The organism is Planococcus sp. FY231025 (assembly GCF_052078085.1).
Classification (GTDB): Bacteria; Bacillota; Bacilli; order Bacillales_A; family Planococcaceae; genus Planococcus.
Genome location: NZ_JBQJJG010000009.1, coordinates 97156 through 116188, shown reverse-complemented (window position 1 = coordinate 116188; position 19033 = coordinate 97156). Strand labels below are relative to the sequence as shown.

Sequence of the window (19033 nt, the reverse complement as noted above, 5' to 3'; positions counted from 1 at the left end):
TTCGAATGAAAATAAATCGAACTTTTTCCCTTCTTCTGAGGTAATACTAGTAAGAGGACGCAATGCATTGTGGAAAGAGGTGAACCAAAGCGATGGGAAAACGGAATTCCATTAACAGAGACGACTTTCAAAAGCTTTATGAGGCCCATGTCGATTTCGCCATCCGGACGGCAATCGCCATCACCCGCAATAACGAAATGGCAAAGGATGCCGTCCAGGAGACTTTTATCCGGGTATACCGCAATTATTCCTCCTATGATCCTGATCTGCCGTTCGAACCATGGCTTTACCGGATCCTCGTGAACGAATGCAACCGGCTGCTGAAAAAAGAAACCAAGCTTTCTAGCTATCACCACCCGGACCTTGAAAATGATCCGCGGGTTGCAGAGCCTTCATCCGAAAACTTGGCGGAGCTGATCCGGACCATCCAGAACCTGAAAGATTTATACCGCATCCCGCTCATCCTGAAGTACATCAAAGGATTCAGCGAACAGGAAATTGCGGAAATCCTTGATATCAATCAAAATACCGTTAAATCACGGCTGTTCACCGGACGCAATCGTTTGCGGGAACTCTTGGATCCCGCCGGAAAGGAGGCATAGGACGTGAAAAAAATGGATGACAAAGCAAAGCGCGCCTTGATGAAGCACACCACCCCTCCCGAGAACATGAAAGACGAAATCTGGAACCGCTTGGACACCGAACTGTTTAACGAAGAAATAAAACCGGAGAAGGTGCATAAAATGAAACCGCGAATCCTGCCCGCCCTCTTTGCGGCGGCCGCTGTTTTGCTTTTGGTCTTCAGCTTCGGGACCGATACCGGACTGGCGCTCATCGACCGGATCAAGGAGCTGTTCGAGCCGGAGAAAGAAGTGGTCCAAAGCATCGAAGGGATGGACGAAAAAAACGAAGTGCAGCTGAACGAAGGAAAAAACTCCGAATACGTCATCTATATCGACGAAGAGCGCTATAAAATGATCAAAGGTGCAGGCGATGAGCCGGATGTCATCACCACAAAAGAACCGCTTCCGGAAAAATTTCCCGAAGTCTCGATGACTATCGAACAAGTGCTGGATACCGCACCGGACGTTTTAGTGGGACGAATTGAAGAGGAATTGAAAGCCGAATTCCCTGACTTGCGGGAAGTGGAACAGGTCGAGGGTCCAGTGGCCGGCTACCAGCTGCACGGCATCGCAAATGGCGGACAATCATGGGATGACCCGGTGGTCCACGCCTACGTCATCAGCAATGGCAACGGAGGAAGCTATGTCATCACGGAACGCTATTTCCTTGAAGCAGCAGAAGGCCACGGCGCCCGCTTCTATGCCATGCTCCAGGAATTCCACATCGTCGGATCCGAGAAATGACGTTTGTACTGCCGCGCCCATCGAGGTGCGGTTTTCTCATCCGCCAAGCGCGCCGGGTGGGAATAAAAAAACAAGAATGTTATGATAATTTTATTCTGTTTGATGAAAAGGAGATGGCTAGTCCATGGCAAAAGTTCAAATCGGCAAGACGGATCTGCAGGTAAACCCAATCGGTCTCGGGGCAAACGCGGTCGGAGGGCATAATCTCTACCCGGACCTCAACGAAGACACCGGCAAAGAGCTTCTTCACGCCGGCATCGACAACGGGCTGAATTTCATCGATACCGCCTATAGCTACGGCTACGGACGTTCAGAAGAATTGGTAGGCGAAGTCTTGCAGGAGTCCGGCGCGCGTGATGAAGTGGTCGTCGCGACAAAAGGCGCCCAGCGCCAAGGCGATTCCGGCATCATTCGCGACAACTCCCCTGCTTTCTTGCGACAGACGGTCGAAGACAGCTTGAAGCGCCTGCAGACCGATTACATCGACTTGTTCTATATCCACTTCCCGGATGAAGACACGCCAAAAGACGAAGCGGTCGGCGAGCTGCAGCGAATGCGGGAAGAAGGGAAAATCCGGGCGATCGGCGTTTCCAACTTCTCGATGGAACAGCTGAAGCAGGCGAACAAGGATGGCTATGTCGATGTGTTCCAAGGCGAATACAACCTGATCAAACGCCAAGCGGAAAACGAATTGCTGCCTTACGTACTTGAGCAGCAGATTTCCTTTGTCCCGTATTTCCCTTTTGCAGCCGGGCTGCTCGCTGGGAAATATACGAAAGACATGACATTCAATGACCTGCGGAAGAACATGCCGCATCTGCAGGGTGAGGAATTCGAACGCAATTTGGATAAAGTGGCGAAATTAAAGGCCATCGCCGAAGACAAAGGCGCGGACACTGCTCCGCTCGTACTTGCCTGGTATTTGGCTCGCCCTGAAATAGACGCTGTCATTCCCGGCGCAAAACGCGCTGACCAAGTGCTCGCCAATTTGAGTGCACTCGATATCCAGCTGACACCTCAGGAAATCAACGCAATTAGCGAGATTTTTTCATAAAACGCAAAAAACCGGACCTTCAAGAGGTCCGGTTTTTCCAGATTGTTGAGAAAGATATAAAATGCATATCTCTTAACCGATATTCCGCAAAACAGCTGCGTAAAACCCTGTGCTCCTGCGCGCTATGCGCTCGTCGCAAATGGTTGAGCAAATTCCATTTGCTCAACCATTCCCTGTGGGGTCTTGGCGGTCTCGCTTTCCCGCAGGCAAGACTTACTCGAAGCCTGCGAGGGCAAGTCTTTGCGACGAGCTTGCGCAGGAGCAGCGCCCTTTCATGTTTCGAAGCTAGCGCAGCGATGCAGAAACAGTACGATTTTCTCCGCTGTTTTGCTCCATATCTCAGCTAGCACTGTTAAAACGGATAGAGTTATTAGCTTTTAAGAGAGAAACCAGCGCCGGCGCGTCTACGGGCTAGGCGAAGCTATGCGACGGGTGCTTTTCCCGGCTCATGGCGAAAGCCATGCCCTAAGCGGCCGAAGCGGGGTAAGAATTTTTTCTTTGATTAACTTATCTAACGAAGGTTTTTCGATTAAAATTCTCCTGAGCCAGGGTTTAATGAATATAAGAAGTTCCAGCTATCCGATTTGTACAGGGCGTGGAACGTCAGCTTCTCGCCTGAACCGAGCGTTACGACGTCCTGCTCAATCGCGACTACCATAGCGGTCGACCCATTATCCAGATTCAAGTAGACATCCCCAATCGAAGGCTTGATCGCATTCGCTTCCCGCAGCTGCTCTTCAAGATTGGCATCCTGCTCCAATTGCTCCGAAGGCACTTGCGACTTGTCGAAATACGAAATGTCGTTGCTTCCAGGTTCTTCTCCCGGCACCATGACATAAAATTCCTTCGATTTCACCGTGTTCTGGCGCGTCGTGATAACGTCCTTGCCTTCAACAGATTCAACTTTTTCAAATTCGTTGAGCCCGTAATGGTCGGTATAATCCGGGTCCGGCTTGGTAATCAAGATTAATCCGCCGGCTTCCGCTCCGACATCTTCCCGCAAAGTGTATCTTGTTCCCATCAGCATTAATGAATCCAGATGCTTCGGTTTGTAATACGTCACTTCGTCCGCTTTGGCTTCGAACTGTTCCATGTCTTTCACCCGGAACATCAGCACCGATTTTTTCGCCAGCGGTTTGACGGAATACACTTTATGCAATTCGTTTTTGAAATAGACGAATTGCCCTTTTCGCACTTGCAGTAATTTCATTTTTTTATCCCCCGATCTTATCATTGCTCTCGCGTACATTCTAGAGCAAACTAGGACAGAAGTCCATGCATGTACTTGGATGATTCCGTTTGATATAGTGGAATCAGATGCACCATGTTGAAAGGAAGTGCTGGTTATGGAATTTGAAAACCGCGATGAATACATCATTAAAAAATATCAACAAGATGAAAATACCATGATCCAACTGTTCGTCCACTGGTGTTTGAACTATAATTTAGATCCGCTCGCTTTATACCAGCGCGCTTACCCCGGCCAAGCCAAGAATGAAGCACTTGCGCTTGCTGCCGAAGAAGCGGCCGCCGAGCCGGAAGACATTGAAATCGATCATGCCACTATCCTGGAAATCCTCCAAATGTTCGGCAACGATGATTTGGCTTTTGTGGTTGTGGAAGAAATTGAAAAGCTTCCCGAAAAATAAAGATCGAGTGCTCAGGCACCCGGTCTTTATTTTGTTCGTCTGCGAAGCTCTTTTGCTTTGTTCTCAATATAGCTCGTGCGCAAGTTCTCATAACGGTTGGAAGCCACATTGCTGTAGATTTTATTCAGGCGCGCGTCCATATCGGGTTCTCCAGGCTCTTCCTCGATTTCTTCCGGCTCCACCGTATCTGCCTCTACCGCTTTGGGCTCTTCCGTTGCTTTGGGTTCTTCGTTGATTGTTTCTGTCTCTACCGCTTCTTCATTTCGTTTTTCTTCCATGCTCCATCGCCCTTTCCTTTTCTAATCAGCCTGTTACAGAATTTTTCCCTTAAGGCATTCCCTTTAAACCCCACGAAAAAAGCACCGCATAAGCGATGCTTCGAAAATCAGTAATTTGCCACTTTCAGGCCCTTCAATTCCGCTTCCAGGAATTTCGCAAGTTCCAGCATGCCGTACGTGCCATGTGCGGCTTCGGCATCTGCATTGTAATTGGTATTTGTGTTGACATCGTATGTGAAAATATCGCCTTCTGCATTGCGGATAAACTCGATTCCGGCAACCGCAATCCCGTTTTGGCGAAGGAATTCTTCATATTTGGCGATGATCGGATCATCGAACCCTTCCACCACTTGGAATTTCGGTTTTTCTTCCACTCCTTCGCCGACCGGACAGAACAGATCATCAATGCGGCATGCATCCGCCGGGCAAAGTTCAAAGCCTTCCGACGTATCCACTTGCACGGCATAGACAAATTTGCCGCCGACAAATTCGCAGCGCGTGATAAACGGTTCCGGCGCCTGGATGTACTGCTGGACCAGGGTAATGCCATCAATCGACGGTTCAAAACCGCCGCCGTTCAAGTATTCATGCAAAGCTTCCATCGAATGGAACAATTGCACGCCTAGCCCTTTACCGGCACGGTTGTGTTTGATAATGAAAGAAGACTCGCCCAATTTTTCCGCCGCTTTTACGATTTGCTCTTTGCCGTTGGCAGCGATCGTTTTCGGCGTCTGGATGCCGGCAGCATTCAATGCCATATATTGATTGACTTTGCTGACTTCCAAACGCAACGCGCGGCTGCCGTTAAAGACCTTCCGGCCATGATACTCAAGCCATGCAAGCAAGGACTCCGTCAATTCCGGCGCGTAGCGGTGGCCTCTTGTATGGGAAGATGCACTCATCCGGCTGTAAAAGACGCCTTCCGGTGGCGCTTCGGTCAAATCAACCAATCCTTCATTGATAAACCAGTTTTCATAAGGCAGCCCCAGTTCGTCCAGGCGTTTGAACAGGTGGGTTGTCCATTCTTCATTTTCATGGATGACGTATATTTTTTCAGTCATTGTCTTCCTCCTAGTTGGAAAGCGTTTGAAGCGCTTTGCGTTTTTCTTCTACCAATGGCATCACTTTCTGTGAAAAGCGTTCCATCTCTTCCAGCTGCGGTGAAAATTGCAGCAACAACAAATCCAGACCTGCTTCTTCATAAGCAAGAATGCGGTCCGCAATCTCTTCAGGCGTTCCGATCAAATTCGGACGAAGCCCGCGGTTCGATACAGAATAATCCTCCAACTTCACTTGCTGCTCCAATTGTGATTTTGAGACAAAATCGTTGTAGCCGACATAGCCGCTTGCATCTTTCATGTCGACGATGCGGGCGTATTCCGCTTTCACTTCTTCTTCGGTATCACGGCATACCACGTATGCCGCCATGCCGAATGATTGCAGCGGCGCTTTTCCGGTTTCTTCACGCAATCTTTTCATGTCTTCGATCTTTGTTTTAATTTCTTCTACGGTGCCGCCGTGCATGACATATGCATCGCACGATTCCACGATTGATTTCTTGCCGCGAGGGCTTTCCCCGCCAGCGTAAAGAATTGGGTTGGGTGTTTGGACCGGCTTCGGCTCCAAGCGCGCATTCTGGATATCGTAATACTTCCCTTTGAATGAGAATTCGTCTTGACTCCACATGCCTTTGACAACTTGAAGGAACTCGTCGGTCCGGTCGTAGCGCTCATCATGCTCCGTAAACTCGCCGCCGTACTGGCGCGCTTCTTCCGCCCACCACGCAGACACGACATTCAAAGTAAATCGCCCATTTGAAATCCGGTCGATATTGGCGGCCATTTTGGCAGTTATAGCCGGATTGTGGAAAGCTGGACGGATCGCCGTCATGATTTCGATTTTCTCCGTAACAGCCGCCAATGCAGCCGCTGTGGACCAAGCTTCGAGTGAATCAGCTTCCATCCCTTTTATATCGTTCAAGTTCAGCTCAGCGATCAAAGTGGTGTCATAGCCCCATTTTTCTGCTGACTGGACAACTTTTTTGGCATAATCAAATGTTGCCGGCATGTTCTCATCTTCTACGTTTCTCAACCATCCGCCGAAAATCGGCAGCCAAAATCCATATCTCATCTCTGCTCTCTTCCCTTCTTCTATTGAAATCTCAATCATGAAAAAATTCACTTTTTTAAAGGAATAAAGTGATTATATAATAAACAGATTATTCTTACCAGTGAACTAGGTTATTAAAAAATAAAAAAACCATCCGAAGATGGTTTTAATACGAATTCGACTGTGCTGCCTAGAAGATGCCTTACTTTGCAAATGAAGCTGGCATTACGACAGCGACGACTTCGCCTGTTGCACACACCGTGTCTCCGGTAAACACTTCAACAGCCACTTTGAATTTTTTCGGATGGATTTCCTCTACTCTTCCTACTGCTTTTAACACCGTGTCCTGCGGCGTCGGTTTTTTGAAGTCGACGTGCAATGATGCAGTGACGAAGCGCGGCGGCTCCTCTCCGCTTCCCGGTTCGAATCCGTTTTTCCGGTGCAGTGCGAGTGATGCGGATCCAGTGCCGTGGCAATCGATCAAAGAAGCGATCAAGCCGCCGTATACAAATCCAGGAATGGCTGTGTGCTCCGGTTCGGGCTGGTAATAGGTGACGGTTTCTTCTCCATCCCACCCTGTCCGGAAATGATGGCCTTCTTTGTTCATTCGCCCGCAGCCATAGCACCAGGCAAAATCTTCGGGATACTCATCTTGGATTGCCTGTTTCACATTTTCAGTCATGGAATCTCCTTCTTTCCCGTTGAATTTAACAGTCTTTTTTTCATCCTATCACAACTTGAAAGAAATAAAATGATTATTCAGACGGGAATGGCGCTGAAAATGGCAAAGGAAAAAGCATGACCCTTTTCGACAGGCCATGCCTTTCCTTTTACCGCCCCTCAAACTTCCAGTGAGGGGGAATGCACGCGGAAAATTTTTATTCAATTCTTCTACAATTGTGATGCCTGACGAATTTGTTAACCCTCGCCAATGCACGTTCGTTTTGCTAACTGTCATTTGCCCTTAAGGCTTTTGCTTCGCATATACCTCTCAGCGAAATTGATGTTTCTGCAGCTAGCGTAATTAGATGCACTTCCACAAAAAACTTACCTTTTACTGATTTGATACTGTCTGGATCGAAACCTTTTGTTGCATGGTCTCTGACAAGAGTTGCATATCGCCAGTAAAGCAAAATTTCCCGCCAAGGCTGTGCAAGTCATCGTCTGGATGCGTTCATAAACTTACATCGTTTATACGCGTTTCCCTACGTTATTCCGCCTTGTACTTTAACTATTCCACCAACCCAATCTTTCTAAACCTGTTTTTTAGAATTTTTAATTTATTTTTTACTTTTTTTCTCCCGTTCTTTATACTAGGAAATAGTTCGATAACCGTATTATTTTAAATAGAGGAGAGATATTCGATGGTTAAAAGTTTACCGCCCCGCTCAGAAGTTCCAAAAGAAGATACATGGGATTTAGAGCCTTTATTTGCATCAAGCGAAGCATTTGATGAAGCACTCCAGGATATAGAGGAAAAAACCGGCAGCTTCCACCAGCAATTCAAGGGCAACATCCGAGATGCGGAATCAGTCATCGAAACATTAAAAGCCTACTCAGCTCTTTACGAACAATTGGTACCGATCAGTACATATGCAAGTTTGTCCCTCAGCACCGACCAGACGAATGATGAAGCACAAATGCGTTCGAGCCGATTCGGCTCGGTGTCTGCCAAAATCGGCAGCCAGCTTTCGTTTGTCACCAGTGAATTGCTCGAATTGCCGGAAGAAACCTTGAAAGCCGCTTCCGAAAAATCGGCGAAATTCGAAAATTTCCTGAAGCATGTGCTGCGCGAAAAACCGTATCAACTGCACCCGGAAGCCGAGAAGGCCCTGGCTGCCTACTCATCGACCTTCAACGCCCCTTACGGCCTTTACAATACAACCAAAATGGTCGATATGTCTTTTGACGATTTTGAATCCCGCGGCAAGAAGTACCCGCTCAGCTATGTTTCGTTTGAAGGCGACTGGGAGGCAGAACCGGATGCGGAATTGCGCCGGGCAGCGTTCGACGCTTTTTCGGAAAAGCTGAAAGATTATCAGCACACCACTGCCAAAACTTACGACATGAAACTGCAGATCGAGAAAACTACATCCGACTTGCGCGGTTATGACACTATCTTTGATTATTTGCTGTTCAACCAGGAAGTCGACCGATCGCTTTACAACCGCCAAATCGATTTGATCACCAAAGAGTTGGCGCCGCATATGCGCAAATATGCCAAGCTGCTGCAGAAAGTGCACGGCCTTGAGAAGATGACGTTCGCGGATTTGAAAATATCGCTCGATCCGTCTTACGAACCGGAAATCACCGTGGAAGAGTCCAAGAAATACATCAATGATGCACTGGGCATCATGGGAGACGATTATTTGGAAATGGTCGAGCGCTCCTACTCGGAACGCTGGATCGACTTTGCGCAGAATACCGGGAAGTCGACCGGTGCGTTCTGTTCAAGCCCTTACGGCTACCACCCGTATATCCTGATTTCATGGACCGGCCGCATGAATGAGGTGTTCGTACTGGCGCACGAACTCGGTCATGCCGGACATTTTTATAATGCCAACCGCGAACAGAACATTTTCAACGCCCGCCCTTCGCTGTATTTTATCGAAGCGCCGTCAACGATGAACGAGATGCTGGTGGCAAATCACCTGCTCCAAAACTCGGACGATCCTAAATTCAAACGCTGGGTCATTTCATCGATTGTCGCACGTACGTATTACCATAATTTCGTGACGCATCTGCTCGAAGCGGCTTATCAGCGGAAAGTCTATGAGCGGATCGATGCCGGACAAAGCGTCAATGCCGGTGTGTTGAACAACCTGAAACGCGGCGTCCTGGAAGAATTCTGGGGAGAAGATGTGGAAATTACGCCGGGGGCGGAGTTGACATGGATGCGTCAGCCGCATTATTATATGGGCTTGTACCCGTACACTTACAGCGCGGGCTTGACAATTTCGACGCAAGTCTCCAAGCGGATTTTATCGGAAGGCCAGACCGCAGTCGACGAATGGCTCGAAGTACTGAAAACGGGCGGCACCAAAACGCCGGTTGAACTGGCGCAAATGGCAGGAGTGGATATCACGACCGAACAGCCGTTGCGCGACACCATCGCTTACATCGGCGAATTGATCGACGAGCTGGTTTCGCTGACTGATGAAATCGAAGCAGGAAAATGAGTAGCAAGGTCCCCAGGGGCCTTGCTTTTTTATTTTCGGCCAAAAGAAAAAACCCTGATTGCTCAGGGCTTTTTGTCCGGTTCGCTTTTTGCACCTTCTGATTTTACGTGCTGCTCTTTAGGCGCGCCCGCTTCATCCTGCTTTTTTTCAATGGCGTCGTTGGTCCCGTTATAGAACGCTGGGTAGCCTTGTTGTTCGAGCTGCTGCACTTCCTTGCGCGAAGCTCTCATCAGCAGGCGGACAATAAAGATGGATAATACAAAGATGACAAGAATCGAAATGATTCCCGGAATATATTCAGATTTATCTTCAGGAAAATACAGAAATTCCATTTGGTTGTTCCCGCCTTTAGGTTTGAATTTCTTCTCATTATACAGGATAGGAAATTTCAAATTGCCGGCGAACGTGAACATTTAGTGGCAAACCTTTGGCGATTCGCGTAAGTATTTGCCAGCCTTCCGTGCACTGTTCAATGATTTTCCGACACGACCGTGAAGCGTTTGTTCAGATGCCGGGGATGTTCGATCTCATCCAGCAATGCGAGTGCATAATCCGGATAGCTGACATAGCTTTTATTTTTCGAATTAAAGAGGATGCTGTCTTCCCCAATCTGGTAGCGGCCGGTCCGGGAGCCATCCGGATCAAAAAAAGCGGCCGGGCTTAGAAACGTCCATTTGATCCCGTCTGTTGCTTCAAGGTCTGCAAGGTTTTGGCTCTGGCCTGCTGCTATCGCCTTGAAGGCATCCGGAAATTCCGGTGTTTCGATCAGCCGGGTCGTTTTCGCTTCATCAACAAACAAACTGCCGGCTCCTCCGACTACAATCAGCCGTGTGCCCGGCGCCCCTTTCAACGCCTCGATCAAAGCCTTGCCTGCTTCCATGTGCTGCTCGGCTTTTTCCGGAGGGACCCCGAACGCGTTGACGATGACATCAAACTCCCTCAAATCTCCTGTTGTCAGCTCAAATAGATCTTTTTCCATGACGCTTGCCCGCTTTTCACCAAGCTTTGAGGCATCACGGACAATCGCCGTTACGTCATGCCCGCGCAACAGCGCTTCTTTCATAATGAAACTGCCTGCTTTCCCCGTTGCTCCGATAATTCCGATTTTCATGCCTGCCGCCTCCATTTTTAATTTAGAATTGATCTACAGCTTCTTTCAGAATTTCATACGAACGCTTGCGTTTTTCCTGGTCGTAAATATAAGAAACAGCCATCAATTCGTCCACTTGCAGCTCTTCGATAAATGGCTCCAATTGGCTGGCGACCGTTTCACGGTCCCCGATAAATGTGTACTGGGACATATTGCGCGCCACGTTTTCTTCGTACAGGCTCCACTTGCCGTCCATTGAATCGACAGGCGGCTGCAGCAGATTCTTGGTGCCGCGCACGACATTCAGGTAGAACATCTGGCTGGATGTCACAAGTTTCCGAGCTTCTTCATTAGTTTCTGCAGCCACTGCATTTACACAGACAATGACATAAGGCTCTTCCAGGTACTCGGAAGGCTGGAAATGATCCCGGTAAATCCGAAGGGCTTCTTTCAGCTGCTGAGGGGCGAAGTGGGCAGCGAAGGCATACGGAAGCCCGAGCCGCGCTGCAAGCTGTGCACTCGAAGTGCTCGATCCCAAGATGAAGATCGGCACCTCTGTCCCGACGCCCGGATAAGCATGGACCATGCTTTGGTGTTCAATAGGCTTCAGGTAATTCTGCAGCTCCACCACATCTTGCGGAAAGGCATATGCCGTTTCCTGCGTGGTCCGGCGGAGTGCATGGGCCGTCTGCATATCCGTTCCCGGCGCACGGCCAAGGCCGAGATTGACGCGGCCCGGATACATCGTTGCCAATGTCCCGAATTGTTCCGCCACCACCAACGGCGTGTGGTTTGGCAGCATGATGCCGCCAGATCCGACTTCGATCGTCTCGGTATGGTCAAGCACTTTGGAAATCAATATCGACGTCGCGGAGCTCGCGAGTGTCGGGGTATTATGGTGTTCGGACAGCCAGAATCTCCGGTAGCCCAATTTTTCGGCATGCCGGGCAAGCCCCACCATGTCGTCAAACGCATCTTTTGCAGTAAATCCTTCTCTGATTGGTACCAGGTCCAAAATGGAGACCGGCATCGATGTATTTTTTTGGTTCATTGATAAACTTCCTTTCCTATCGCTCTAAATTAACAATAGGACCAAAATACGCCCGAGACAAGCCATTTGCTTCGGACCCGTCAGATCTCTGCGCTATGGCCGATCTTTGCAAAATCCGCTTTTCCCTGATAAGCGCCGCAAGCGGCGTCCAGAATTTCCAGGATATCTCCGTACTGCGGCACGTGGGTCAGCCAAAGCTCTTTTACGCCTGCTTTTTCTGCCAACTCCCCAGCTTGCCTCCCGCTCATATGCCCTTGGATGATGCCGACATATTTTTCGTACAGATTGGCTTCGGCCACTAATAAGTCCGCCCCTTCGGAAAATCCGATCAATTCATCTTTCCATGCCGTATCCGCTGTGAACACCACGGACTTTCTGCCGACTGTGAATTTCAGCGCCAGGCAATAAACCGGGTGCACTGTCTCGCAGAACGACACTTCAAATGGACCAATTTTGAGCGTTTGCGATGCTTCGACAGCCCGCCCTTCTGTAACCCCTTTATAGGAAAGATTGCGGAAAGCTTCTTCATCCCGGTCGTGGGCGTAAATCGGGAATGGCGTCTTCCATTCCTTCAATTGCATGCCGACCATGGCCGCGTGTTGAAGTACACCGATATCCGCGATATGATCCGGATGGTAATGAGTGATGATGGCCGCATCCAAGTCGCGCAGCTCCGTGTAATTCTGTACCGCCGCTAGCACTCCGCTGCCGCAGTCCACCAGGCAGCGGAAGCCTTCATGTTCCAACAGAAAAGATGATGTGGCTTCGTTCTTATTGGGATAGCCTCCCCAGATGCCGATCGTTGTGATTTTCAAAAAACCACTCCCTTTTTATTTTTCTCCATTATACCTGATTGTCTAAGCAGCTTGTTGTTTACCTGATAGAGCACGGGGTATATACAATAATGAAGCTCATAAAATTGGAGGGATTACTTTGATAGTAAAACTGACAGTAGAAAATGCACTGCAAGCAAAAAGCGAAATTGAACGACTGGAAAGCCAAGGGTACGACGACGACGATATTTACATTTTTGCACATGACCCGCGCAGACAGCACGATATCGCTGAAGCATTGGATGCAGAAGATGCTGATTCCGGCTTCATGAGCAAACTGAAAAACTTGACGACATCGCGCGGTGACCAATTGCGTTCTGAAATGCAGTCTGTCGGATTGACTAAAGAAGAGGCAGACCAGTATGAAGAAGAGCTCGACAAAGGCAAATTGGTGATTATCGCTAAGAAAGATTAATGAACCATGACAGGTAGGGCCGCCCTTATGCAGGGCGGTTTTTTGCATTTCCCTAAAGTTATTGCAGCCTATTTGTTTATGCATGGATTCACAAACTTTTCATGGATAATACATGAATACTGCCAGTAATTATAGGTCCATTGTAACCCCTTACATATTAATCATTGTTTTAAGCAGCTGATATTGCTATATTTGAAAAAGGTTAATTTTCTAAATTCACGTTTTTGAAACCTCTCAAGAATAAGAAAATACCTATAAGGGGGAACATCATGAAGAAGAGTTTGAAAATGGGAAGCGCATTTATCGGCATTATTGTTGGTGCAGGTTTTGCTTCCGGACAAGAGATTTTGCAGTATTTCACAAGTTTTGGCATCATGGGCATTTTAGCTGCTCTTATATCGACTACCATGTTCGCCTACCTTGGCATGAGCTTGACGCGGCTTGGCAGCCGCATGCAAAAAACTTCCCACAAAGAAGTTATCTACGGCATCAGCGGAAGATTGCTTGGCACGATTGTCGATTACATAATCATCTTTACATTGTTCGGCGTCGGCGTCGTCATGATTGCAGGAGCCGGCTCGATTTTCACCCAGCAATTCAATCTTCCGGCAGCGTTGGGAAGCACAGTGATGGTGGTCTTGGTCATCTTGACCATTATGCTCAATGTGGAAAAAGTAATCGCCATCATCGGCAGCATCACGCCTTTCCTCATCCTGACGGTCATCGTCCTTGCGATTTATAGCCTGGCTACGATGGATTCGTCCTTTGCCGCTTTGGACCCGATTGCTAAAGAGCAGTTGTCAGCAGTGCCAAACTGGTTCTTATCAGCACTTAATTATGCCTCTTTCAACATTGCCGTCGGCGCTTCAATGGCCATTGTCATGGGCAGTACTGAAAAAGACGAAAAAATTGCAGCACGCGGCGGCCTTTTCGGCGGCCTTGGGCTAGGCGTTTTGATCATTTTGAGCCATTTGGCGATTTTCGCGAAAGTGGACGAAGTCGGCGGCGCAGAAATGCCGATGCTTCAAATCGCGAATGATATTTCACCTATCGTCGGCTGGGCCATGTCGTTCATTTTGTTTGGAATGATTTTCAATACCGCGGTCAGCATGGTCTATGCGTTCTCTGCGCGCTTCATGCACTCCGGCACGCCGAAGTTCAAGATTTTCGTCGTGGTTGTCGGAATTGTTTCGTACGTATTGAGTTTTGTCGGTTTCACCGAACTGGTGAATATGTTCTATCCGATTGTCGGTTACCTGGGGTTCTTCCTGGTAGCAGCGCTGATCTGGACAGACATCAAAAGGCCGGGCAAACCCGCATTAGTGAAAAGCAGCCTGAACAGCAATTGAATGAAAGCCGCCAAAGCATGCTGCACCCGCTTTGGCGGCTTTTCATGTTATGGTTTTAGTAACCTTTTTGGAAGGAGCCATGTTATGGATGCGTTTATCAAAACAGCGGAACAGCAAAAACTGATCGAGGGCATCCGTGCGCTGGGCCCTTCCTTTCAGCAGCGGGAGCCGGCGCTAGATGCGGCGGGTTCGTTTCCGTTCCGCAATATTGAAGATTTGAAGAAATTGGACTACCATACGCTGACGCTCCCCAAGGAATACGGCGGCCAAGGATTCGGGCTTTATGAATACATATTGGCCCAGGAAGCCATCTCGGAAGCCTCGGGTCCGACCGGCCTGTCAATCGGGTGGCACACCGGAATCGTGCTGGAGTTTGCTGAAAACCGCCATTGGCATGCCCATTCAGCCCAATGGCTGATGAAAGAACTCCGCGGCGGGGCATTGATTAATACGGCGGCAACCGAAAGCAACGCCGGGAGCCCGACGCGAGGCGCGCTGCCCCGTACCACAGCGGTTCCGGAAGGCAGTGACCTAATCATCACTGGCGAAAAAACTTATGTCTCCATGGCGCCGGCCCTGGATTTCTTTTTTGTAACGGCCAGCACCGCCAAAGATGAAGTGATCACCGTCATCATCCCGCGTGTTGCGGCCGGCGTCAAGATCCTTGAATCTTGGGACAGTATGTCCATGAGAGGCACGGCCAGCCAGACGCTGCGGCTCGAAGGCGTCCGGATTCCTGCTTCACACGTATTGAAGCCGTCAAATGCCGCGGTCCCGGCAAAAGGCTGGCTGCTCCACATCCCTGCCTGCTATATCGGGATAGCGGCAGCAGCCCGGACCTATGCCATTGACTTTGCTGTTTCGTATACCCCTGCATCTTTAGGGAAGCCCATTGCTGAGACGCCCAACATCCGCCAGGCCATCGGCGAAATGGAGCTCGAGCTCGAAACGGCCCGCCATTTGCTATACGGCACTGTCGAACGCTATGAAAACGCTTCGGATAAATCAGTGCTGCAAGGAGCGCTGGATGCCACGAAAATCGCCGTCACCCAAGCGGCCATGACTGTTGTCGACCAAGCCATGAAAATCGTCGGTTCCCGCGCATTGTCAGAAGCCAACCCGATGCATCGCCATTACCTGAATGTGCGGGCCGGGCTCTACAATCCGCCGATGGAAGACATGGTGAAGGCCCGGCTCGCACAGCAGGCCATTGAATCTAGCCAGAAAAAGGAGTGAAGCAAATGCCTGTCCATGTTTACCTCAATGACCGGCTGATAGAAGCCGTCCGTTTTTCAGAAGAACAAACCGCCGAACCGAAGCGCCAAAAGATCGTCCTTGATTTCAAAGTGACAAGCGAAGATTACCATGATGTGGCCGTTCTATTGTACGAGATGGAGTTCCATGTCCGTGTGCCCGAGAAAAACCTAGATTTCCAGGCGGCCATCACCAATTATTCCACTTCAGTGACAAACCTTTACCTCGGCAATGAAGTCGCCGACTATCATCTGGAATTGACCGAAAAAGATGAAGCGGCACGCCAGTAGCCCTTCTTTAATAAAAACTTAGATAGAACAAAACGAGGGTCCGGCAGCAGCCGGACCCTCGTTTTATTTCCGCTTGAAGCGGCTTCTGCTCCGCCTTCCCCTTAGCCTTTGCAGCAAGCCCTGCACTTGGCGCTCTTTTGCTGCCGCGGTTTCCGCATCAAGGGAAATCGATGTGATTTCTTCGTCTTCAAGCACAATATCGAACCAGGAATTCACTTTGCTTCCCGGCGGGAGGCGATCTGCCGGGAAAATGATTTCCCGCTGCTCCTCTTCGATCAGAATGACCGCCTGCCGGCCATCTTCAATCCGGTCCAGTATCCCTTTCATCCCATTCACTCCCCTATGCATGCCAGCCCTTGTTCATTGATGGCGTCGATTGTTCCTTGCCCGATTCCCTTGATCGCATCGAGTTCGTCAAGCGACTCAAACGGCCGGGCCGCAATGATGTCTTCCGCAAATGCCGGCCCGATTCCGTCAATCTCCTGCAGCTCGGCTGATGAGGCAATGTTGATATCGATGCAGCGGTTTTTCCCTTCAACAGGAACCCCTTCTTGTTTCTCCACGATTTCATAAGATGTCCCATCAGTCTTCACACGGATAGTGCCGTTTACATCGGTCCCATATACTTCGGCACCGGCATTCTCGACAGCGGCTAAGACTTCAGCATGTGGATGGCCATATGAATTATCAAGCCCGGCGCTGTAGATCGCCACCTCCGGCGAGACGGCCTTCAAAAAGGCGTTGCTTGTGGATGTGTTCGAACCGTGGTGCCCCAAATGGAGGATTTCCGCATCCAAATCCGCGCCTCTGTCGATCATCTCCTGCTCTTCTTTCACTCCCGCATCCCCGGTCATGATGAACCGGACGTTCCCATACGTAAGTTTCAGCGAGATGGACTCCTCGTTCGCCTGGCCGGTCACTTCTTCGGGATGGAGCACTTCGATCTCCATTTTCCCGACGTCAAACGTTTCTCCGGCCCGCGGTTCATAATAATCCACTTCGTTTGCTTCAATCGCTTCGAGAGCCCGGATGAAAACGTCTGATGTACTGGCGTTTCCAGACATCCACACTTCGCCGGTTTCGATTTGTTCCAGCACTTGGTCAAGCTGGCCGATATGGTCGGCATCCGGATGGGTACCGACAACAATATCGAGTTTCTCCACGCCTTGCGCTTCCAGGTATTCAACGGTCTCTTCACCGTTCCAATTTCCCGTATCGATCAGCACCGTATAGCCATCAAATTCAAAGAGCGTCGCATCCCCCTGGCCAACGTCGATAAAGTGGGCAACAAGCCCGTCTCCGCTTTTTCCGCCAGCAGCCGGCTCACCGGTTTCCGCCCCTTCACTTCCGCTCTTCGGTTCTGTTCCCGGCTGGTTCAAACAGCCTGCTAAAAGCAATGGCAGCAACAATAAATAGAGCTCTTTCAATCTTGTTTTTTTCACATTCCCTCTCCTCTTTCCTTACTGAATTTTACCATATCGGGCGCCAGGCGTTCTTCTTCGAGCCTGATTTATGATAGAATGGAAAAAAACATCCGTTGGAAAAGGAGGGCGTCAGCTTGGAGGACTTGTTGAAATTGATGTTGGCTGAACTGCGGGATTTCCGTGAAGAAACTAACGGCAAATTGGAAAAGCTGGAAGCCGGGCAAAAAGAGCTGAAAGACTTGCTGCGGCATAACAGCGCATTGACGATGGAGAACCTGACCGATATCCGGCAAGATGTACGGGCGAAAAACCGGGATGTGGAAGCTGACGTCAACCTCCTATTTAAAGAACTTGAAGCGGTAAAAAGGCAGACCAATAAGATGGACCATCTATTCCGCGTTTAAGGGAATGGAAAAAGGGGCTTTCTAAAAAGCTCCAAACTAAAGACCGGAGGAGAAAAAGCAATGCTTTTTCTCCTCCGGTCTTTTCAATTTGCTATAAATGACTGCTGGGAATGGAGGCGGCGAACAAGTTGGCCGAAGGCAGTTCGGCCAACTTGTTTGCGACGAAGCAGCGAAGCGATGCAACGCCCTTTCATGTCTCGAAGCTAGCGCAGCGACGGTTTTTCATGCACCGAAGCTAGCATAGCGATGCAGGTGCAATGCAGAGACAGGAGCACCGGTTTTACCAGCGGGATAGCGAAGTGCCGAAATCCACTCGGACGCTAGTCAATGCTTGACCGAAGCTTGCGAGGGCAAGTATTTGCGACGAGCTTGCGCAGGAGCACAAGTTCTTTGCTAGTTCGGCGCGAGCCCGCGGAAAGCGTCCGCCGCAATGGACAGCGGCCTTTTTAGACGGCCCCTTTCGTGTTTTAGGAAGACATGTAATCTCCGCCATTGATGTGCAAAAACTGCCCGGTCATATAGGAATTTTGCGGATCCGCCAAAAAGACGTACGCTTTTGCAAGCTCATACGGCTGCCCCGGGCGCCCCGCGGGAACATCCTGGCCGAAGTCTTCAGCGACCTTTTCATTCAATCCTCCGAATGTCTTCGTGATGAGGGGCGTCCAGATCGGCCCCGGTGCAATGCCATTCACTGCAATTTCCTCGCGGACGAGGCGCCGGGCGAGCGAGCGCGTCATGGAGACCATAGCCCCGTTCGCCCCGGCATAATCGATCAAATCCGAATGGCCTCGGTACGCATTGATGGAAGCTGTGTTGATAATGCGTGCGCCCCTCTTCAAATGCGGCAGCGCCGCCCGCGTCAGGTAGAGCATGGCAAACGCCTTGATTTCAAACGTCTTCAACATGTTCTCATCCGTGATATCGAGCGGCGATGTTTCAGGGTATTGATAGCCAGCATTGTTGACCAGAATATCGATCTGCCCGAACGAGTCGAGCGCAAAACGGACCAGTTTTTCGCAATTCTCCGATTTTCCTAAGTCCCCGCTAAGCGCTTTCGCTTCGCCGCCGTACTTTTCAATAAGGTTCAAGGTTTTTTCAGTCGCTTCTTCATCGCCCAAGTATCCGATGACGACTTTCGCCCCTTCTTTTGCATAGGCGATGGCGACAGCCTGCCCGATTCCGCTATTGCCGCCTGTTACAATTGCCACTTTCCCTTCAAGGGCGCCGCTCGCTTTATAATCCTTCAAATCCGTGTTGTCAAAATCCAAATCTGCCATGCCTTTTCTC

General features: G+C 49.7%; 22 protein-coding genes. 10 read left to right on the top strand and 12 right to left on the bottom strand.

Going from position 1 to position 19033, the window contains the following annotated elements:
• Positions 1-92 precede the first annotated feature (92 nt).
• The 3 genes from ACTL32_RS14135 (at position 93) to ACTL32_RS14125 (ending at position 2421) form a co-directional block, all read left to right on the top strand.
• The gene (locus ACTL32_RS14135) at positions 93-602 is read left to right on the top strand and encodes an RNA polymerase sigma factor (RefSeq protein ID WP_441342094.1); all 510 of its coding nucleotides are present in this window, start codon (positions 93-95) and stop codon (positions 600-602) included.
• A 3-nt stretch (positions 603-605) separates the two neighbouring features.
• On the top strand, positions 606-1367 hold the full coding sequence (locus tag ACTL32_RS14130; protein ID WP_441342093.1) for a hypothetical protein: 762 nt from the start codon (positions 606-608) through the stop codon (positions 1365-1367).
• 124 nt (positions 1368-1491) lie between these two features.
• Complete coding sequence (locus ACTL32_RS14125) at positions 1492-2421, top strand: aldo/keto reductase (RefSeq protein ID WP_441342092.1); 930 nt, start codon at positions 1492-1494, stop codon at positions 2419-2421.
• 529 nt (positions 2422-2950) lie between these two features.
• Here ACTL32_RS14125 and ACTL32_RS14120 read toward each other — a convergent pair.
• Positions 2951-3631 carry a hypothetical protein gene (locus ACTL32_RS14120; protein ID WP_441342091.1) on the bottom strand — a complete coding sequence of 227 codons (681 nt, stop codon included), beginning with the start codon at positions 3629-3631 and terminating at the stop codon, positions 2951-2953.
• A 136-nt stretch (positions 3632-3767) separates the two neighbouring features.
• Between ACTL32_RS14120 and ACTL32_RS14115 the strand changes: the two genes are divergently transcribed.
• A complete protein-coding gene (locus ACTL32_RS14115; protein WP_441342090.1) occupies positions 3768-4070 on the top strand; it encodes a hypothetical protein in 303 nt (100 codons plus the stop codon).
• A gap of 26 nt (positions 4071-4096) precedes the next feature.
• Here the strand turns inward: ACTL32_RS14115 and ACTL32_RS14110 are convergent, their stop codons facing one another.
• The 4 genes from ACTL32_RS14110 to ACTL32_RS14095 form a co-directional block, all read right to left on the bottom strand.
• Complete coding sequence (locus tag ACTL32_RS14110; RefSeq protein ID WP_441342089.1) at positions 4097-4348, bottom strand: hypothetical protein; 252 nt, start codon at positions 4346-4348, stop codon at positions 4097-4099.
• Positions 4349-4455: 107 nt separating this feature from the next.
• Positions 4456-5409, bottom strand: coding sequence for an ATP-grasp domain-containing protein (locus tag ACTL32_RS14105; protein ID WP_441342088.1), 954 nt, complete (start codon positions 5407-5409; stop codon positions 4456-4458).
• Positions 5410-5419: 10 nt separating this feature from the next.
• A complete protein-coding gene (locus ACTL32_RS14100; RefSeq protein ID WP_441342087.1) occupies positions 5420-6478 on the bottom strand; it encodes an LLM class flavin-dependent oxidoreductase in 1059 nt (352 codons plus the stop codon).
• A gap of 181 nt (positions 6479-6659) precedes the next feature.
• Positions 6660-7139 (bottom strand): PaaI family thioesterase, encoded by a 480-nt coding sequence (locus tag ACTL32_RS14095; RefSeq protein ID WP_441342086.1) that lies wholly within the window; start codon positions 7137-7139, stop codon positions 6660-6662.
• Between the two features lie 682 nt (positions 7140-7821).
• Between ACTL32_RS14095 and pepF the strand changes: the two genes are divergently transcribed.
• Entirely contained in the window at positions 7822-9636 is a 1815-nt protein-coding gene (pepF, locus tag ACTL32_RS14090) for an oligoendopeptidase F (protein WP_441342085.1), read from the top strand.
• 62 nt (positions 9637-9698) lie between these two features.
• Here the strand turns inward: pepF and ACTL32_RS14085 are convergent, their stop codons facing one another.
• The 4 genes from ACTL32_RS14085 to ACTL32_RS14070 form a co-directional block, all read right to left on the bottom strand.
• Complete coding sequence (locus ACTL32_RS14085) at positions 9699-9968, bottom strand: hypothetical protein (RefSeq protein WP_204892759.1); 270 nt, start codon at positions 9966-9968, stop codon at positions 9699-9701.
• Between the two features lie 137 nt (positions 9969-10105).
• The gene (locus tag ACTL32_RS14080) at positions 10106-10747 is read right to left on the bottom strand and encodes an NAD(P)-dependent oxidoreductase (RefSeq protein WP_441342084.1); all 642 of its coding nucleotides are present in this window, start codon (positions 10745-10747) and stop codon (positions 10106-10108) included.
• Positions 10748-10769: 22 nt separating this feature from the next.
• On the bottom strand, positions 10770-11777 hold the full coding sequence (locus tag ACTL32_RS14075) for an LLM class flavin-dependent oxidoreductase (RefSeq protein WP_441342083.1): 1008 nt from the start codon (positions 11775-11777) through the stop codon (positions 10770-10772).
• A gap of 80 nt (positions 11778-11857) precedes the next feature.
• Entirely contained in the window at positions 11858-12592 is a 735-nt protein-coding gene (locus tag ACTL32_RS14070; protein WP_441342082.1) for an MBL fold metallo-hydrolase, read from the bottom strand.
• A 118-nt stretch (positions 12593-12710) separates the two neighbouring features.
• Between ACTL32_RS14070 and ACTL32_RS14065 the strand changes: the two genes are divergently transcribed.
• The 4 genes from ACTL32_RS14065 (at position 12711) to ACTL32_RS14050 (ending at position 15918) form a co-directional block, all read left to right on the top strand.
• The gene (locus tag ACTL32_RS14065) at positions 12711-13025 is read left to right on the top strand and encodes a general stress protein (RefSeq protein WP_441342081.1); all 315 of its coding nucleotides are present in this window, start codon (positions 12711-12713) and stop codon (positions 13023-13025) included.
• Positions 13026-13294: 269 nt separating this feature from the next.
• Positions 13295-14374, top strand: coding sequence for a YkvI family membrane protein (locus tag ACTL32_RS14060; RefSeq protein ID WP_441342080.1), 1080 nt, complete (start codon positions 13295-13297; stop codon positions 14372-14374).
• A gap of 84 nt (positions 14375-14458) precedes the next feature.
• Entirely contained in the window at positions 14459-15610 is a 1152-nt protein-coding gene (locus ACTL32_RS14055; RefSeq protein ID WP_441342079.1) for an acyl-CoA dehydrogenase family protein, read from the top strand.
• 5 nt (positions 15611-15615) lie between these two features.
• On the top strand, positions 15616-15918 hold the full coding sequence (locus ACTL32_RS14050; protein WP_441342078.1) for a DUF3219 family protein: 303 nt from the start codon (positions 15616-15618) through the stop codon (positions 15916-15918).
• Positions 15919-15981: 63 nt separating this feature from the next.
• Here ACTL32_RS14050 and ACTL32_RS14045 read toward each other — a convergent pair whose 3' ends face one another.
• Together ACTL32_RS14045 and ACTL32_RS14040 are read right to left on the bottom strand one after the other, a co-directional pair.
• Entirely contained in the window at positions 15982-16245 is a 264-nt protein-coding gene (locus ACTL32_RS14045; RefSeq protein ID WP_441342077.1) for a DUF3006 family protein, read from the bottom strand.
• A gap of 5 nt (positions 16246-16250) precedes the next feature.
• Positions 16251-17360 (bottom strand): MBL fold metallo-hydrolase, encoded by a 1110-nt coding sequence (locus tag ACTL32_RS14040; protein WP_441342076.1) that lies wholly within the window; start codon positions 17358-17360, stop codon positions 16251-16253.
• 116 nt (positions 17361-17476) lie between these two features.
• On the opposite strand from ACTL32_RS14040, the gene ACTL32_RS14035 reads away from it, so the two are divergent.
• Positions 17477-17746, top strand: a complete 270-nt coding sequence (locus ACTL32_RS14035) for a hypothetical protein (protein WP_204892769.1) — start codon at positions 17477-17479, stop codon at positions 17744-17746.
• A gap of 467 nt (positions 17747-18213) precedes the next feature.
• Here ACTL32_RS14035 and ACTL32_RS14030 read toward each other — a convergent pair whose 3' ends face one another.
• On the bottom strand, positions 18214-19023 hold the full coding sequence (locus ACTL32_RS14030; protein ID WP_441342075.1) for an SDR family oxidoreductase: 810 nt from the start codon (positions 19021-19023) through the stop codon (positions 18214-18216).
• Positions 19024-19033: the final 10 nt, after the last annotated feature.

Coding starts and splice junctions, on each gene's coding strand:
- ACTL32_RS14080 (WP_441342084.1), bottom strand. CDS start 10,747: ATGAAAATCGGAATTATCGGAGCAACGGGGAAAGCAGGCAGTTTCATT.
- ACTL32_RS14105 (WP_441342088.1), bottom strand. CDS start 5,409: ATGACTGAAAAAATATACGTCATCCATGAAAATGAAGAATGGACAACC.
- ACTL32_RS14135 (WP_441342094.1), top strand. CDS start 93: ATGGGAAAACGGAATTCCATTAACAGAGACGACTTTCAAAAGCTTTAT.
- ACTL32_RS14055 (WP_441342079.1), top strand. CDS start 14,459: ATGGATGCGTTTATCAAAACAGCGGAACAGCAAAAACTGATCGAGGGC.
- pepF (WP_441342085.1), top strand. CDS start 7,822: ATGGTTAAAAGTTTACCGCCCCGCTCAGAAGTTCCAAAAGAAGATACA.
- ACTL32_RS14125 (WP_441342092.1), top strand. CDS start 1,492: ATGGCAAAAGTTCAAATCGGCAAGACGGATCTGCAGGTAAACCCAATC.
- ACTL32_RS14030 (WP_441342075.1), bottom strand. CDS start 19,023: ATGGCAGATTTGGATTTTGACAACACGGATTTGAAGGATTATAAAGCG.
- ACTL32_RS14045 (WP_441342077.1), bottom strand. CDS start 16,245: ATGAAAGGGATACTGGACCGGATTGAAGATGGCCGGCAGGCGGTCATT.
- ACTL32_RS14100 (WP_441342087.1), bottom strand. CDS start 6,478: ATGAGATATGGATTTTGGCTGCCGATTTTCGGCGGATGGTTGAGAAAC.
- ACTL32_RS14095 (WP_441342086.1), bottom strand. CDS start 7,139: ATGACTGAAAATGTGAAACAGGCAATCCAAGATGAGTATCCCGAAGAT.
- ACTL32_RS14050 (WP_441342078.1), top strand. CDS start 15,616: ATGCCTGTCCATGTTTACCTCAATGACCGGCTGATAGAAGCCGTCCGT.
- ACTL32_RS14060 (WP_441342080.1), top strand. CDS start 13,295: ATGAAGAAGAGTTTGAAAATGGGAAGCGCATTTATCGGCATTATTGTT.
- ACTL32_RS14085 (WP_204892759.1), bottom strand. CDS start 9,968: ATGGAATTTCTGTATTTTCCTGAAGATAAATCTGAATATATTCCGGGA.
- ACTL32_RS14115 (WP_441342090.1), top strand. CDS start 3,768: ATGGAATTTGAAAACCGCGATGAATACATCATTAAAAAATATCAACAA.
- ACTL32_RS14110 (WP_441342089.1), bottom strand. CDS start 4,348: ATGGAAGAAAAACGAAATGAAGAAGCGGTAGAGACAGAAACAATCAAC.
- ACTL32_RS14075 (WP_441342083.1), bottom strand. CDS start 11,777: ATGAACCAAAAAAATACATCGATGCCGGTCTCCATTTTGGACCTGGTA.
- ACTL32_RS14120 (WP_441342091.1), bottom strand. CDS start 3,631: ATGAAATTACTGCAAGTGCGAAAAGGGCAATTCGTCTATTTCAAAAAC.